Below are 14,079 nucleotides of genomic sequence, written 5' to 3'. Positions count from 1 at the left end.
CGCGGCGGTCGGCTCACACCCAGCGCGAGCACGGCGCTAACACGGCGCGGACGCCGCGGTGCGGGTTACGCCCGGTGTGAAACGTGGATGTGGCGGCGGGCTCGCCGTGCGGAGGAGCCGGTCAGGGAGACGCCGTGACCGGCCCGTACGGGAGCTAGAGCGTCAGGCTGGGCTTGAGCTGCTTGAAACGCGCCAGCAGCCCGTTGACGAACTGGGGGGACTCGTCCGTGGACAGCTCGCCGGCCAGGTGGACCCACTCGCTGATGACCACGCCCTCGGGGACGTCGGGCATCCACAGCAGCTCGTAGGTGCCGCCGCGCAGGAGGTTGCGGTCGACGGCGGGCATGCGTTCGAGGGTCCAGCCCTCGGAGTAGGTGGTGATCAGCTCGTCGATGCGGGCGAGATGGCGGGTGACCCCCTCGACGAGGGTGGAGGTGTACTCGTTGACCGGGGGCTCCTGGCGCTCGACCCGCTCGGCCAGGATCTTCAGCGGATCCTCACTGCGGAGTTCGGCCTCGAAGAGGATGTCGAGCGCACGCCGGCGTGCTTTGCCCCGTGCCGACACCTCAGGCCCGGCCGAGGTATTCGCCGGTGCGGGTGTCGACCTTGACCCGCTCGCCGGTGGTGATGAAGAGCGGCACCTTGATCTCGGCGTCGGTCTCCAGCGTGGCGGGCTTGGTGCCGCCGGTGGAGCGGTCGCCCTGCAGGCCGGGCTCGGTGCTGGCGATGGTGAGCTCGACCGCGGCGGGCAGGTCGACGTAGAGCGCGGAGCCCTCGTGGAAGGCCACGGTGGCCAGGGTGTTCTCCAGCATGTAGTTGGCGGCGTCGCCGACGGTGGAGGAGGGCACGTTGACCATGTCGTAGGTCTCGGTGTCCATGAACACGAAGTCGTCGCCGTCGCGGTAGGAGTATTGCATCTCGCGCTTGTCGACGTTGGCCACCTCGACCTTGACGCCGGCGTTGAAGGTCTTGTCGAGGACCTTGCCGGAGAGCACGTTCTTGAGCTTGGTGCGCACGAACGCGCCGCCCTTGCCCGGCTTGACGTGCTGGAACTCGACAACGGACCACAGCTCGCCACCGTCGAGCTTCAGCACCATGCCGTTCTTGAGGTCGTTGGTTGTCGCCACTCGTTCTCTCCCGCGTGTGGCCGCTCTAAAGGACGAGCAGCTCCTTGGTCGTCTTGGTGAAAAGTTCCGGCTCGCCCTGTCGTGTGACGAGGGTGTCCTCGATGCGAACACCGCCCCGGCCCGGGAGGTAGATCCCCGGCTCCACGGTGATCGGAACTCGATCCTCAAGTCTACCGGTACGTGCGGGGCCCAGGAACGGCTCCTCATGGATCTCGAGCCCGACGCCGTGGCCGAGGCCGTGCCGGAAATGGTCGCCGTGGTCGGCGGCGGCGATGAGGGAGCGGGCGGCGGCGTCGACCTCCTTGGCGGTGGCGCCGGGGGTGACGGCGTGCCGGCCGGCCCGCTGGGCCTCGGCGACCAGGTCGTAGACCTCGCTCTGCCAGTCGGCGGGCGGGCCCAGGCAGACGGTGCGGGTCATGTCGGCGTGGTACCCCTGGTAGGCGGCGCCGAAGTCGATGGTGACCAGCTCGCCGGAGCGCAGCTCGCGGTCGGTGGGGGCGTGGTGCGGGATGGCGCCGTTCGGGCCCGCGGCGACGATGGTGTCGAAGGCGGGCTTGGCGGCGCCGAGCTCGATCATGCGGGCTTCGAGGAGCCGGGCCACGTCGCGCTCGGTGACGCCGGGGCGGATGGTGTGCAGCACGTCGGCGAAGGCCTGGTCGGTGATGGCGCAGGCGGTACGGAGGAGCTCCAGCTCGTCGTCGTCCTTGACCGCGCGCAGCCCTTCGACGAGGGGCCCGAGCGGCACGAGCCCGGGCCCGAGCCGCTCGTAGGTGGCCACGCTCATGTGGGCGGCCTCGATGCCGACGCCGGGGGCGGCGAGCTCCCCGGCCACGTCGGCGGCCTCGACCGCCTGCACGTCGAGGCCGTGCGTCTTCTCGATGTAGCGGTTGTCCGTCACCAGCAGCGCCGAGCCGTCGGCCTTGATCAGGGCGGCGGCGTTGGAACTGACGAGCCCCGTGAGATAGCGGACGTTGACGGTCGAGGTGACCAGCATGGCGTCGACCTCGTGGGCGGGCAGCAGGGCCGCGAGCCGAGCTCGCCGCTGTGCGTAGTTGACGGTCACGCGCTTAATGTACGCGGATCTCCGGTTGGTCCACTATCCGCTAGATCTGCCAGTCGTTGAGCCAGTCGGACAGCGGGCCGGCCGGGGCGATCTCGCCCTTGTCCCTGGCCTTGCGCAGATCGCGGATGACGTGGGAGACCTCCCTGACGCCGGCCCGCTCGTCGCCCTCGGCGAACTTCCGCCCGGCCTTCCTGAGCTTGTCCTGGGCCTTCTCGGCCACCTTCGGGTGCATCCCGTTCACGGCCATCTGGCTGGTGACCGCCTCGTCGAACCTCCTCACCCAGGTCTCCCAGCCGCCCGGCGGGACCGACTGGCCGACGGTGCCCTTGGGGATGGGCAGGGCGTCGGTGCCGCGGAGCTCGGTGGGCTCCGGCTCGGCCGTGAAAGTGGGCGTGGGGGTCGGGGTCGGCGTGGGGGTCGGTGAGGGCGGCGCCTCGCCGGTGACCTGCGTGGTGGGGGCGGCCTCGGGCGGGTCCTCGTCACCGCTCGCCAGGAAGATCATGACTACGGTGACCGCCACGATGGCCGCGAGGGCCACGCCGGCCTGGACGAACAGGCGGCGGTTCTCGCGGCCGGACGGCGGAGGCGGCGCCAGCTCGGACGCGTCGTAGATCGCGGTGTCCCCGGCCCGCGCGGCCGGGGTCGCGGCGGGGGCAGGCTGCGCGGGCGCGGCGGCCCGTGGCCTGGCGATGGCGGCCAGCGCGCGGCGCACCGCCTCGCCGCTGGCGGGCCGCTTGGCGGGCTCGGGGTCGAGCATGGCGAGCAGTAACCGGTCCAGCTCGGCGGGCACGCCCTGGCGCAGGGTACTGGGCGGCGCGATCGCGCCCTCCCTGGCGGGCGCCTGGCCGGTGAGCAGCTCGTAGCAGACCGCGCCGAGCCCGTACAGGTCGGCCGACGCCTGCCCGTCGCCTCCGGCGAGCCGCTCGGGCGCCTGGTAGCGGGGGTCGCCGCCGGGCCGGCCCGTCAGGCCGAACCCGACGACCTTGAGCACGCCGCTGCCGGCCATCCGGAAGCTGTCGGGCCCGACCTTGCCGTGCACCAGGCCCGCGCGGTGCGCCGCGTCCAGGCCGGCCGCGGCCTGCCCGGCCAGGTCGCACACCTCCACCACCTTGAGCGGCCCGCGCCCGGCGAGCTCCTCGCCGAGGCTCGGCCCGGTGAGGAACTCCGTCACCAGGAACGGGGACCCTTCGTGCTCCCCCACGTCCAGCACCATGGCGACGTTGGGATGGATCACCCGGGCCACGGCCTGGGCGTGCTGGCGCAGCACCTCCCTGGTGGCCGCCCCCACCGCCTTGGCTCCCAGCATCTTCACGGCCACGGTCCAGTCGGCGCGGGTGTCGTACCCCCGCCACACCTCGCCCATCGAACCGCTGCCGATGCGCTCATCAAGCCGGTACCGCCCGGCGACCAGGGACGGCGTCGCGTCGGACATATCTCCGCCAATGCTCAAACTTCAGTTTTCGACCAACCTTAGGCCCCAACGGAAACGCCCGCCTCCTCCAGCACGGGGAAGGCGGGCGTTTCGACGGGTGTGTACCGGTGCGGCGGTGATCAGGAGGCGATGTCCTTGATGGTCTCGATCAGGCGGACGCGCTCCTCGTGGGTGCGGCCGAGCGGGGTGACGTTCAGCGTGGTGACGCCGGACTCCTTCATCGCCCGCATCCGGTCGCGGACGTAGGCCTCGTCGCCGATCAGCGACATCTTCTCCAGCAGCTCGCGCGGCACCAGCGCCGCCGCCTCGTCCTTCTTGCCGTCGAGGTAGAGCTCCTGGATCTGCTCGGCCTCCTTCTCGTAGCCGTAGCGCCTGGCGAGGTTGTTGTAGAAGTTCTTGCCCTTGGCGCCCATGCCGCCGATGTAGAGGGCGGCCATCGGCCGGCCGAGGTCCAGCAGGCCGTCTGCGTCGTCGCCGATGTAGAGGGACGCCTGGGCGACCACGTCCAGCTCGCCCAGCTCGGGGTCGCGTTTGGCCTTGCCGGCGGCCAGGGCGGCGCCCCACACGTCGGCGGCCTTCTCCGGCACGTAGAAGATCGGCTCCCAGCCTTCGGCCAGCTCGGCGGCCAGCTCGACGTTCTTGGGGCCGATGGCGGCGAGCACGATCGGGATGCGGGAACGTACCGGGTGGTTGATGATCTTGAGGGGCTTGCCCAGGCCGGTGCCCTGGTCGGGCGGCAGCGGCAGGGTGTAGTGGCGGCCGTCGTACTGCAGGCGCTCGCGCCGCCACACCTTGCGGCAGATCTCGATGACCTCGCGGGTGCGGCCGATCGGGGCGGTGTAGGGCACGCCGTGGAAGCCCTCGATGACCTGCGGGCCGGAGGAGCCGAGGCCGAGGGTGAAGCGGCCGTCGGAGATGTAGTCGAGGCCCGCGGCCGTCATGGCCATCAGGGCGGGCGTGCGCGAGTAGATCGGCAGGATGCCTGAGGCGATCTGCAGCCGCTCGGTGACGGCCGCGATGTATCCCATCTGGCTGACCGCGTCGAAGCTGTAGGCCTCCGCGACGAAGACGATGTCGAGCCCGGCCTTCTCGTAGTCGGCGAGCTCTCCCACCGTCTCCTTGAATCCCCCGGAGTAGCCCAGTGTCATTCCGATCCGCATGCCCGCTCCCACCACAGAATGATGTTCCGTTCCGATGCCGTCAGGTTAGCGTGTCCGCGCTGGAGCCAGCGAGGGGCTACCTTGGTCAGAGTGCTGAAGCGCGTCGTCGTCGTCGTGTCCGCCGTCCTCGCCGTGGTCCTGGCCGGACACCGCTACGTGCCGGCCCTGGGCGGTTTCACGACGGTCATGGAGAGCCTGCTGCCGTGGCTGGGCCTGGCCGTGCCGGTCCTGCTGCTGGGCGCGGCCCTGGCCCGCTCCACCGCGGCCGTCGGCGCCGTGCTGGCTCCGGCGGCCGTGTGGGGCGTCATGTTCGGTCCCGCGCTGCTGCGCACCCCGCCAGGCGGGCCGAGTGACCTGGCGGTCGGCACGGTGAACGTGGGCGTGCGCAACGACGCCTCGGGCGAGGCCGTACGCGCCGTCGCCGAGGACCTCGACCTGCTGGCGGCGCAGGAGCTCACCCCGGGCGGCCCGGCGGCCAAGCAGCTCAACCGGATGTTCGAGCACCGTTACGCGGTGAGCACCGTCGGCCTGTGGAGCCGCTACCCGATCAGCCGCGAGCGCCCGCTGGACGTCGGCATGGGCTGGGTGCGCGCCCTGCGTGCGACCGTGCGGACCCCCAAGGGCGACGTGACCGTGTACGTGATGCACCTCGCCTCGGCGCGGCCGGGCGAGACCACCTCCAGGGACGCCTCGCTGGCGCAGGCGCGCAAGCTGATCGACCGCGACGGCAGCAAGCGGATCCTGCTGCTGGGCGACCTCAACACGGCCACCACCGACCGGGGCATGCGCGGGCTGACGCCGCCGCTGACCGACGCGCAGGAGGTCGCGGGCGACGGGTTCGGGTTCACCTGGCCGGCCGGGTTCCCCGTGACGCGGCCGGACCACATCCTGTTCCGCGGGATGACCGCCACGCGGGCCGAGGTGGCCCCGGCCACCGGCAGCGACCACCGGGCCGCCGTCGCCTCGTTCCGTCTCTGACGACGACGCGACCGCGGCCGCTCACTCAGGTTCCAGCAGCCGAGGCTCCAGCCTGGCCAGATCGCCGGGGGTGTCGATGTCGGCGGGGTCGCCGGCGCACGGCACCTCGGTCACCAGCTCCGGATGGGCGGCCAGGAAGGGGCGGGCGCCCACGTCGCCGCGGGCCAGGGCGGCGACCTCGGCGAAGTGGCGGCGCTCGATCAGCACCGGGTTCCTGCGCCGGCCGCCGTACGTGGCGACGGCCACCCCGGCGCCGGAGGCGATCAGCGCGCGCACCGCCTCGGCCCGCACCAGCGGCTGGTCCACCAGCGCGATCACCACGGCCCGCGACTCGGCGGGCAGCGCCGCCAGCCCGGCCCGCAGGGAGGACCCCATGCCGGACCGCCAGTCCGGGTTGCGCACGGCCACCGCCCCCCGCACCTGCACGGTCGCCGCCCCGAGCACCACCACGACCGGGTGGCAGCCGCCCTCCTCCAGCAGCCGCACCCCCCGGTCGACCAGCCGCTCCCCGGCCAGCTCCAGCAGCGCCTTCGGCCTGCCCAGCCGGGAGCCCTCGCCGGCCGCGAGCAGCAGCCCCGCCACCCCGCTCCCCTTCATGGCCGTCCCCTACCCGTCGTGGTGGATGCGGCCCCGGGTGGTCGACAGCGGCCGGCCGGACCCGCCCCAGCGGAGCTGGATCAGCTCGGCGGCGATGGACACGGCCGTCTCCTCCGGAGTGCGCGCCCCCAGGTCCAGCCCGATGGGCGAGCGCAGCCGGGCCAGCTCCTCCTCGGTCAGCCCGGCCTCGCGCAGCCGGTCCATCCGGTCCTCGTGGGTGCGCCGCGAACCCATGGCGCCCACGTACCCGGCGGGGGTGCGCAGCGCCACCTCCAGCAGCGGCACGTCGAACTTGGGATCGTGGGTGAGCACGCAGATCACGGTGCGCTCGTCCACCGAGACGGAGGCCAGATAGTCGTGCGGCCACTTGACCACGACCTCGTCGGCGTCGGGGAAGCGCTTGGGGGTGGCGAAGACGGGCCGGGCGTCGCACACGGTGACGTGGTAGCCGAGGAACTTGCCGACCCGGGCGACGGCCGCGGCGAAGTCGATCGCGCCGAACACCAGCATGCGCGGCGGCGGCGCGAACGAGTGCACGAACACGGCCAGGTCGTCCAGCCGCCGCTCGCCCTCGCCGCCGTAGTGGCGGATGCCGGTCAGCCCCTGGGCGAGCATGCCGCGGGCGTCGTCGTCCACCGCGTCGTCGAGGCGGCCGGGGCCGAGCGAGCCGGAGGAGCGGCCGGGCCAGATGATCCGGCGGGCGCCGACCTCGCCGGGGCCGGAGAGGACGGTGGCGACGGCGACCGGCTCGTGCTCCTCGATCGAGGCGGCCACGTCGCCCAGCTCGGGGAAGGTGTCGCGGGAGATCGGCTCGACGAAGATGTCGATGATGCCGCCGCAGGTGAGCCCGACGGCGAACGCGTCGTCGTCGCTGACCCCGTACCGCTGCAGCACCGGGCGGCGGGTCTCGGTGGCGAGCTCGAACACGGCGCCCTCGACGCATCCGCCGGACACGCTGCCGACCACCTCGTCGCCGCGCACGGCCATGGCGGCGCCCGGTGGCCTGGGCGCGCTGTTGAACGTGCCGACCACCGTCGCGAGCCCGAACTCGAGCCCCGACCTCCACCAGCGCATGATCTCCGGGAGCACGTCACGCATGGGCGAGCCTTTCGGTGAGTTCCTCGTAGGCGGCCAGGCTGTGCCCGGCCACCAGGGCGTCGAGGTAGGGCAGGGCGGCCCGCATGCCGCCGGTGAGCGGCTGGTAGTCCTCGTACCCCTTGTGCGGGTTGACCCAGATCACCCGGTGCGCCTGCCGGGCCAGCCGGGCCATCTGGGCGCGCAGCAGTTCGGGGTCGCCCCGTTCCCAGCCGTCGGAGGCGATGACCACGGTCGCGCCGCGCGCGCTGTGCTGGGACAGGAACTGCTTCAGCTCCTCCCCCAGCCGGGTGCCGCCGCTCCAGTCGGGGATGGCCCGCGACACCGCGTCGAGCGCGGTGCCGGGGTCGCGGTGGCGCAGCTCGGCGGTGACGGCGGTGAGCCGGGTGCCGACCGAGAACACGCGGGTGGCCCGCGGCTCGCTGCGCACCAGCGCGTGCGCGAACCGCAGCAGCGTCTCGGCGTACGGCGACATGGAGCCGCTCACGTCGACGAAGAGCACGACGCGGCGCGGCCTGGTGGTGTGCCGCCGGCGCCGCAGCCTGGCCACCTCGCCCTTCCTGAGCGCGTCGCGGATGGTGCGGCGCTGGTCGAGCACGCCCCGGTGGGCGCTCTCGTACCGGCGCGAGCGGCGTGTGGCCCGCCTGGCCCTGAGCATGGTCAGCATCCGGTGCACCTCGGCGCGCTCGGCCTCGGTGAGCCTGGCGACGTCCCGGTGGCGCAGGACCTCGGTGCTGCTGGCGGTGGCGGGCGCGGCCTCGCCCTCGCGCCCGCCCTCCGCGCTCTCGCCCGCCGCGGTGTAGCGGGTGACGGAGGTGACGGCGGCCGGGGCGGTGGTGGCCTTGGCGCCGCCGAAGTACGCGTGGAAGCAGCGGTCGTAGCGGGGCAGGTCGTCGGGGCCGGCGCAGAGCGTGAGGCGGCCCGCCCAGTAGACGTCGCCGGGGACGGCGACGTCCAGCTGCTCCAGCGCGCGCAGGAAGCCCTGGGTGCGCTCGTGGTCGGCCGCGACCCCGGCCGCCCTGAGGGTACGGGCGAACCCGGTCATCGTGGCGGCCAAATCAGTCATGGCGGAGCAGCCCGTTGCCCAGGACGCGTTCGACGTCCTCCCGGTACTTGAGCGCGGCGCCCAGCGTGGCGGCCGCCCGGCCAGGGTCGAGCTCGTCGGCGCCGAGCGTCAGCAGCGCCTCGGTCCAGTCGAGGGTCTCGGCGATGCCCGGCGGCTTGACCAGGTCGGCCCCGCGCAGCCGCTCGGCGGCCCCGGCGACCTGCCGGGCCAGCGTCTCGGTGCAGGCGGGCAGACGGCGCAGCAGGATCGCCACCTCCCGCTCGAAGCTCGGATGCTCAAGCCAGTGGTAGAGGCAGCGCCGCTTGAGCGCGTCGTGCACCTCCCGCGTCCGGTTGGAGGTCACCACCACGACCGGCGGCGACTCGGCCCTGATCGTGCCGAGCTCCGGGACGGAGATGGTGAAGTCGGAGAGCACCTCCAGCAGGAACGCCTCGAACTCGTCGTCGGCCCGGTCGATCTCGTCGACCAGCAGCACGCTCGGCTGCGTCTCCAGCGCCTTGAGCAGCGGCCGCGCGATGAGGAAGCGCCGCTCGTAGATCTCCCCTTCGAGCCGCCGCACGTCGGTCACGCCGGCGACCTCTGCCGCCTTCAGGTGCAGCAGCTGCCGGGCGAAGTCCCAGTCGTACAGGGCCTGCGCGGCGTCCAGCCCTTCGTAGCACTGCAGCCGGATCAGCGGCGCCCCGAGCAGTCCGGCCAGGGTCTTGGCCAGCTCGGTCTTCCCGACGCCCGCCTCCCCTTCCAGGAACAGCGGCCGCCGCATCCGCAGCGCCAGGAACGCGGCCGTGGCCAGACCTTCGTCGGCCAGATACGCATGCCGGTCGAGCAGCTCGATGAGCTTTTCCGGCGACTCGATGTCCATCGCCCTCATTGTCCGCCGACGCACGCTTTCAGGCTACGGGTCACACCGTTTTCCTGATAATCGACGCCCTCTATGACGTGAAGTGAGGTCTCACGTCAGTCTTCGCGGGCCTCGCCGCGGTCGTGGATGAGGGCGGTGAGCTCGGCGATGGCGCGGCGGGCCGCGGGCTTCTCCGAGCCCTGGATGCCCATCGCGCCGATCGTCCGCCCGTCGGAGAAGTCGACGCGGGGCCACGGGTCGCCCTGCACGAAGGTCACGTCGAGGACCTCGGGCCAGGTGTAGCGGTGGGTGCGGGCCGCGTTGACCAGGGTGACGCCCTCGTCGTCGGCCTCCACCCGCACCCGGCCGAGCAGATGGAGCACGAACGCCACCGCGCAGCCGAACGCGACGATCGCGATGCGGTCGGCCAGCTGGAACGGCGGGGCGATGAGGATCGCCATCACCACCGCGCCGAGCACGATCAGGGTGGCGAAGGTGTAGGCGACGATCCTCCCCCGGCGCGGGCGCCAGACGACGGGCAGCGGGGGAGGTGGCACGAGCTCAGGCACGGTCGAGAATGTACCGCAGGTCAGCCGAGGGTCCGCAGGAGGAGTGCGGTCTCCAGCGCGGCGATCGCGGACTCGTAGCCTTTGTCCTCCTTGCTGTCCGGCAGCCCCGATCGGTCCAGCGCCTGGCCGAGGTTCTCGCAGGTGAGCACGCCGTTGCCGACCGGGGTGCGCTCGTCGAGCGAGACCCTGGTCAGCCCGGCCGTGACCGAGTCGCACACGTAATCGAAGTGGGCCGTCTCGCCGCGGATGACCGCGCCCAGCGCCACCACCGCGTCGCAGCGGCGGGCCAGCGCCTGGGCGACCACCGGGAGTTCGAGCGAGCCGGGCACCCGCACCACGGTGGCGGTGGCGCCGGCGTCCTCACAGGCCCGCACCGCGCGGTCCACCAGCCGGTCGGTGATGTCGGCGTGCCAGCTGGCGGCCACCACCCCGACGGTCAGCCCGGACGCGTCGGGCGCCGTGGTGATCGCGGGACGTCCTTCGCCGCTCATGAGGCCTCCTGGGTGCCGTCGATGTCCGTGTGTTCGATGGAATGGCCCAGCCGGTCGCGCTTGGCCTGCAGGTAGCGGGCGTTGTACGGGTTCACCGCGACCGGCATCGGCTCGCGGCCGAGCACCTTGATGCCGTAGCCGTCCATGCCCGTGACCTTGACCGGGTTGTTGGTGAGCAGCCGCACCCCCTTGACCCCCAGGTCGGCGAGGATCTGGGCGGCGTTGGAGAACTCGCGGGCGTCGATCGGCAGCCCCAGCTCGACGTTGGCGTCGACGGTGTCGACCCCGGCGTCCTGGAGGCTGTAGGCGCGCAGCTTGGCCAGCAGCCCGATGCCGCGGCCCTCGTGGCCGCGCAGGTAGACGACCACGCCGCGGCCCTCGGCCGCGATGGCCGCCATGGCGTGGTCGAGCTGCACCCCGCAGTCGCAGCGCAGCGAGCCGAACACGTCGCCGGTCAGGCACTCGGAGTGGGCGCGGACCAGGACGTTCTCGCCGTCGCCGAGGTCGCCGAAGACCAGCGCGACGTGCTCGCCGCCGTCGATGGAGCTGGAGTAGCCGTACGCCCGCCACATCCCGTACGCGTTGGGCAGGTTGGTCTCGGCGACCCGGGTGACCATGCTCTCGGTGCGCCGCCGGTAGTCGGCGAGCTGCTCGATGGAGATGAGCGCGAGGTCGTGCTCGTCGGCGAAGACGCGCAGCTCGGGCAGCCTGGCCATGGTGCCGTCGTCGTTGACCACCTCGGCCAGCACGCCCGCGGGGCTGAGCCCGGCGAGCCTGGCCAGGTCGACGGCCGCCTCGGTGTGGCCGCGCCTGACCAGCACGCCGCCCTCGTGGTAGCGCAGCGGGAAGACGTGGCCGGGACGTACCAGCTCGTACGGCTCGGTCGCGGAGTCGGCGAGCGCCCGGATCGTCCTGGCCCGGTCGGCGGCCGAGATGCCGGTCGTGACGCCGTCGCGGGCGTCCACGCTGATCGTGTACGCGGTGCGCAGCCGCTCGCGGTTCTGGTGGACCATGAGCGGCAGGCCGAGCCGGTCGAGCTCGCGGCCCTCCATCGGCACGCAGATGACGCCGCTGGTGTGCCTGATGGTGAAGGTGAGCAGCTCGGGCGTGGCCCTGGCCGCGGCGAAGATGATGTCGCCCTCGTTCTCGCGGTTCTCGTCGTCGACGACCACGACGGGCCGGCCCGCCCTGATGTCCTCGATCGCCCGCTCGACCGGGTCGAGGATGCCCCCGGTCATGACGCCACCGCCACGGCCGGGGCGGAGGCGCGGTACTCGCGCAGCCACTTGACGAACCCGACCAGCACCATCACGAAGAAGATCGCGTACACCGCGCCCGAGACGTACAGCCCGGAGTTGAACGCGACCGGCACGCCCACGAGGTCGACGGCCACCCAGACGATCCAGAAGTCGACCAGCGCCCGGCCCTGCGCCCAGGTCGCGACCGCGCCGCCCACGAAGATGTAGGCGTCCGCGGCCACCACGGCCAGCGGGGCGTCCGGGTACCACGACAGGTTGAACGTCTTGAACAGCGCCGCCACCACGATCGTGCCGAGCACGGCCGCGGTGATCAGCACGAGCCGCTCGCGCCCGGTCGCGGGCCGCACGGCCAGCTCGTGCTGCTGGGTGCCCTGGCGCCACTTCCACCAGCCGTAGATCGCCAGCAGGCCGAACAGGGCCTGCTTGAGCGCGTTGCCGGTGACGTGCGCGCTGATGGAGGCGGCGAAGAGCAGAACGGCGCCGGTGAACTGCACCGGCCAGGTCCAGATGGACTTGCGCATGGCGAACACCACGGTCGCCAGCGCGCAGATGTTGCCGATCAGGTCGGTCCACCTCACGGGCAGGCCGAAGATGTCGATCGATGCGTCCGCCCAGCTCATCGGGCGCCCACCAGCCTCTCCACGTACTTCGCGATCACGTCGACCTCGAGGTTCACCAGGTCGCCCACCCGGCGCTCGCCCAGGGTGGTCAGCTTGAGCGTGGTCGGGATGAGGCTCACGCCGAAGCTTCCGTCGTCAACAGTCGTCACCGTCAAGCTGATTCCGTCGACGGCGATCGAACCCTTCTCCGCGACGTACCTGCTCAGGGACGCGGGCAGACCGAAGCGCAGGTCGTCCCAGTTGTCGCCGGGCTCCCTGGACAGCAGTGCGGCGGTGCCGTCGACGTGGCCCTGCACGATGTGGCCGCCGAGCCGCTGGTCGGCCCGGACCGCGCGCTCCAGGTTGACCGCCCCGCCCTCCGACAGCGCGCCGAGCGAGCTGCGGTCGAGCGACTCCTTCATCACGTCCACGGTGAAGACGTCGCCGCGCACGTCCACGACCGTGAGGCAGACGCCGTTGACGGCGATCGAGTCGCCGTGGCGGGCGTCGGAGGTGACCACGGGGCCGCGTACGGACATCCTGGCGCCGCCGCCGGCCGCCTCGACGGCGACGACCTCGCCCTTCTCCTCGATGATTCCGGTGAACATTCACTTCTCCCTGCGGGGGTGCGGGGGCGCGGGGCGTGCGACGAGGCGCACGTCCGGCCCGATGGGGGAAACCTCGTCGAAGATCAGGCGGTGCGCCTCGCCGATGGTGCGCACTCCGGCCTCGCCCAGCGCGGCGGCGCCGGCGCCGAGGAGGGCGGGCGCGACGTAGGCGACGACCCGGTCGACCAGCCCGCGGGCCAGGAACGCCCCGGCCAGCGTGGGGCCGCCCTCCAGGAACACGCTGACCACCTCGCGGGCGGCGAGCTCCTTGAGCAGGGCATGCAGGTCGAGGCCGCGGCCGTCGCGGGGCACGCGCAGCAGGTCGGCGCCGAGGGTCGTGACGGTGTCGGCGGCCACGGCGACGAGCGTGGGGGCCGCGCCGTCGAGCACCCGCGCGGTGGCCGGCGTCCTGGCGTCCGGGTCGACGACCACGCGCAGCGGGCGGCCCTCGGCCAGGGCCGGCCTGGCGGTGAGCCGGGAGTCGTCGGCCAGCACGGTGCCGATGCCGGCCACGATCGCGTCGCTGCGGGCGCGCAGCCGGTGCACGTCGGCCCTGGCCTCGGGAGAGGTGATCCACTGGCTGGTGCCGTCGGCGGCGGCCGAGCGGCCGTCGAGGGTGGCGGCGAACTTCCACGTCACGTGCGGGCGGCCGAGCCTGGCCCAGGTCAGCCACTCGGCGTTGACCCGCTCCGCCTCCTCGGCCAGCACCCCGGCCGTCACGGCGACCCCGGCCGCGCGCAGCCGCCCGGCGCCGCCGGCGGCCTTCGGGTTGGGGTCGGCGACCGCGTGGACGACGCGGGCCACGCCCGCCTCCAGCAGCGCGCCGCTGCACGGGCCCGTCCGGCCGGTGTGGTCGCAGGGTTCGAGGGTGACGTACGCGGTGCCGCCCCTGGCCCGCTCCCCCGCCTCGCGCAGGGCGGCGACCTCGGCGTGCGGCCCTCCCGCGTACGCGTGGAACCCCTCCCCCGCGACCCGGCCGGCGGCGTCGAGCACGACGCAGCCCACGACGGGATTGGGGCTGGTGTGACCGTGACCGCGGGCGGCCAGCTCGACGGCGCGCGCCATGTGGACCGCGTCCTGCGGGGATCCCGCCACCGGGGGCCTCCTACTCGCCAGTAGCTCCAAGCCGTGGCGGGCCCCGGGGGGTCGAACACGGTACGCGAACGCACCGTGGGGCACCCGGCGCAATGCCGGGCA

16 protein-coding genes are annotated in these 14,079 nt (G+C 73.0%); 1 reads left to right on the top strand and 15 read right to left on the bottom strand.

The features are described 5' to 3' along the window. Positions 1 to 154 precede the first annotated feature (154 nt). The 5 genes from nusB to AB0K05_RS06320 all read right to left on the bottom strand — a co-directional run bounded on the left by nusB (position 155) and on the right by AB0K05_RS06320 (position 4,782). Positions 155 to 565: a transcription antitermination factor NusB gene (gene nusB, locus AB0K05_RS06340; RefSeq protein ID WP_271279769.1), complete on the bottom strand. Its 411-nt coding sequence runs from the start codon at positions 563 to 565 to the stop codon at positions 155 to 157. A 1-nt stretch (position 566) separates the two neighbouring features. Then, a complete protein-coding gene (efp, locus tag AB0K05_RS06335; RefSeq protein WP_148032692.1) occupies positions 567 to 1,127 on the bottom strand; it encodes an elongation factor P in 561 nt (186 codons plus the stop codon). 25 nt (positions 1,128 to 1,152) lie between these two features. Beyond that, positions 1,153 to 2,190 carry a Xaa-Pro peptidase family protein gene (locus tag AB0K05_RS06330; RefSeq protein ID WP_364227142.1) on the bottom strand — a complete coding sequence of 346 codons (1,038 nt, stop codon included), beginning with the start codon at positions 2,188 to 2,190 and terminating at the stop codon, positions 1,153 to 1,155. 40 nt (positions 2,191 to 2,230) lie between these two features. Beyond that, positions 2,231 to 3,622, bottom strand: coding sequence for a serine/threonine-protein kinase (locus AB0K05_RS06325; protein ID WP_345482785.1), 1,392 nt, complete (start codon positions 3,620 to 3,622; stop codon positions 2,231 to 2,233). A 119-nt stretch (positions 3,623 to 3,741) separates the two neighbouring features. Next, positions 3,742 to 4,782, bottom strand: a complete 1,041-nt coding sequence (locus tag AB0K05_RS06320; RefSeq protein WP_148032695.1) for an LLM class F420-dependent oxidoreductase — start codon at positions 4,780 to 4,782, stop codon at positions 3,742 to 3,744. 90 nt (positions 4,783 to 4,872) lie between these two features. Here AB0K05_RS06320 and AB0K05_RS06315 point away from each other — a divergent pair, with 90 nt between their 5' ends. Then, the gene (locus AB0K05_RS06315) at positions 4,873 to 5,760 is read left to right on the top strand and encodes an endonuclease/exonuclease/phosphatase family protein (protein WP_148032696.1); all 888 of its coding nucleotides are present in this window, start codon (positions 4,873 to 4,875) and stop codon (positions 5,758 to 5,760) included. A 21-nt stretch (positions 5,761 to 5,781) separates the two neighbouring features. Here the strand turns inward: AB0K05_RS06315 and AB0K05_RS06310 are convergent, their stop codons facing one another. From AB0K05_RS06310 to ribD, 10 genes are all read right to left on the bottom strand, one after another. Then, positions 5,782 to 6,357 carry a nucleotidyltransferase family protein gene (locus tag AB0K05_RS06310; RefSeq protein WP_219543402.1) on the bottom strand — a complete coding sequence of 192 codons (576 nt, stop codon included), beginning with the start codon at positions 6,355 to 6,357 and terminating at the stop codon, positions 5,782 to 5,784. A 9-nt stretch (positions 6,358 to 6,366) separates the two neighbouring features. Then, complete coding sequence (locus AB0K05_RS06305) at positions 6,367 to 7,455, bottom strand: XdhC/CoxI family protein (RefSeq protein WP_271275315.1); 1,089 nt, start codon at positions 7,453 to 7,455, stop codon at positions 6,367 to 6,369. Continuing rightward, entirely contained in the window at positions 7,448 to 8,518 is a 1,071-nt protein-coding gene (locus tag AB0K05_RS06300; protein WP_271275316.1) for a VWA domain-containing protein, read from the bottom strand. Before AB0K05_RS06300 ends, AB0K05_RS06305 begins: the two co-directional genes overlap by 8 nt. Next, positions 8,511 to 9,377, bottom strand: coding sequence for a MoxR family ATPase (locus AB0K05_RS06295; RefSeq protein WP_219543399.1), 867 nt, complete (start codon positions 9,375 to 9,377; stop codon positions 8,511 to 8,513). Before AB0K05_RS06295 ends, AB0K05_RS06300 begins: the two co-directional genes overlap by 8 nt. A 95-nt stretch (positions 9,378 to 9,472) precedes the next feature. Next, positions 9,473 to 9,925, bottom strand: a complete 453-nt coding sequence (locus AB0K05_RS06290) for a PH domain-containing protein (RefSeq protein ID WP_148032700.1) — start codon at positions 9,923 to 9,925, stop codon at positions 9,473 to 9,475. A gap of 20 nt (positions 9,926 to 9,945) precedes the next feature. Continuing rightward, positions 9,946 to 10,416: a 6,7-dimethyl-8-ribityllumazine synthase gene (gene ribH, locus AB0K05_RS06285; RefSeq protein WP_219543398.1), complete on the bottom strand. Its 471-nt coding sequence runs from the start codon at positions 10,414 to 10,416 to the stop codon at positions 9,946 to 9,948. After that, positions 10,413 to 11,654 carry a bifunctional 3,4-dihydroxy-2-butanone-4-phosphate synthase/GTP cyclohydrolase II gene (locus AB0K05_RS06280; RefSeq protein WP_364227133.1) on the bottom strand — a complete coding sequence of 414 codons (1,242 nt, stop codon included), beginning with the start codon at positions 11,652 to 11,654 and terminating at the stop codon, positions 10,413 to 10,415. Before AB0K05_RS06280 ends, ribH begins: the two co-directional genes overlap by 4 nt. After that, positions 11,651 to 12,295 carry a nicotinamide riboside transporter PnuC gene (gene pnuC, locus AB0K05_RS06275; RefSeq protein ID WP_148032703.1) on the bottom strand — a complete coding sequence of 215 codons (645 nt, stop codon included), beginning with the start codon at positions 12,293 to 12,295 and terminating at the stop codon, positions 11,651 to 11,653. Before pnuC ends, AB0K05_RS06280 begins: the two co-directional genes overlap by 4 nt. Then, complete coding sequence (locus AB0K05_RS06270) at positions 12,292 to 12,882, bottom strand: riboflavin synthase (protein WP_364227130.1); 591 nt, start codon at positions 12,880 to 12,882, stop codon at positions 12,292 to 12,294. Before AB0K05_RS06270 ends, pnuC begins: the two co-directional genes overlap by 4 nt. Then, positions 12,883 to 13,977, bottom strand: a complete 1,095-nt coding sequence (gene ribD, locus AB0K05_RS06265; protein WP_261808672.1) for a bifunctional diaminohydroxyphosphoribosylaminopyrimidine deaminase/5-amino-6-(5-phosphoribosylamino)uracil reductase RibD — start codon at positions 13,975 to 13,977, stop codon at positions 12,883 to 12,885. Positions 13,978 to 14,079 lie beyond the last annotated feature (102 nt).

Origin of the sequence: Nonomuraea sp. NPDC049486 (assembly GCF_040676925.1) — a bacterium.
In the GTDB taxonomy this organism is placed as follows: Bacteria; Actinomycetota; Actinomycetes; order Streptosporangiales; family Streptosporangiaceae; genus Nonomuraea; species Nonomuraea ferruginea.
The sequence above is the reverse complement of the archived record's forward strand: the minus strand, read 5'-3'. Positions and strand labels throughout refer to the sequence as shown.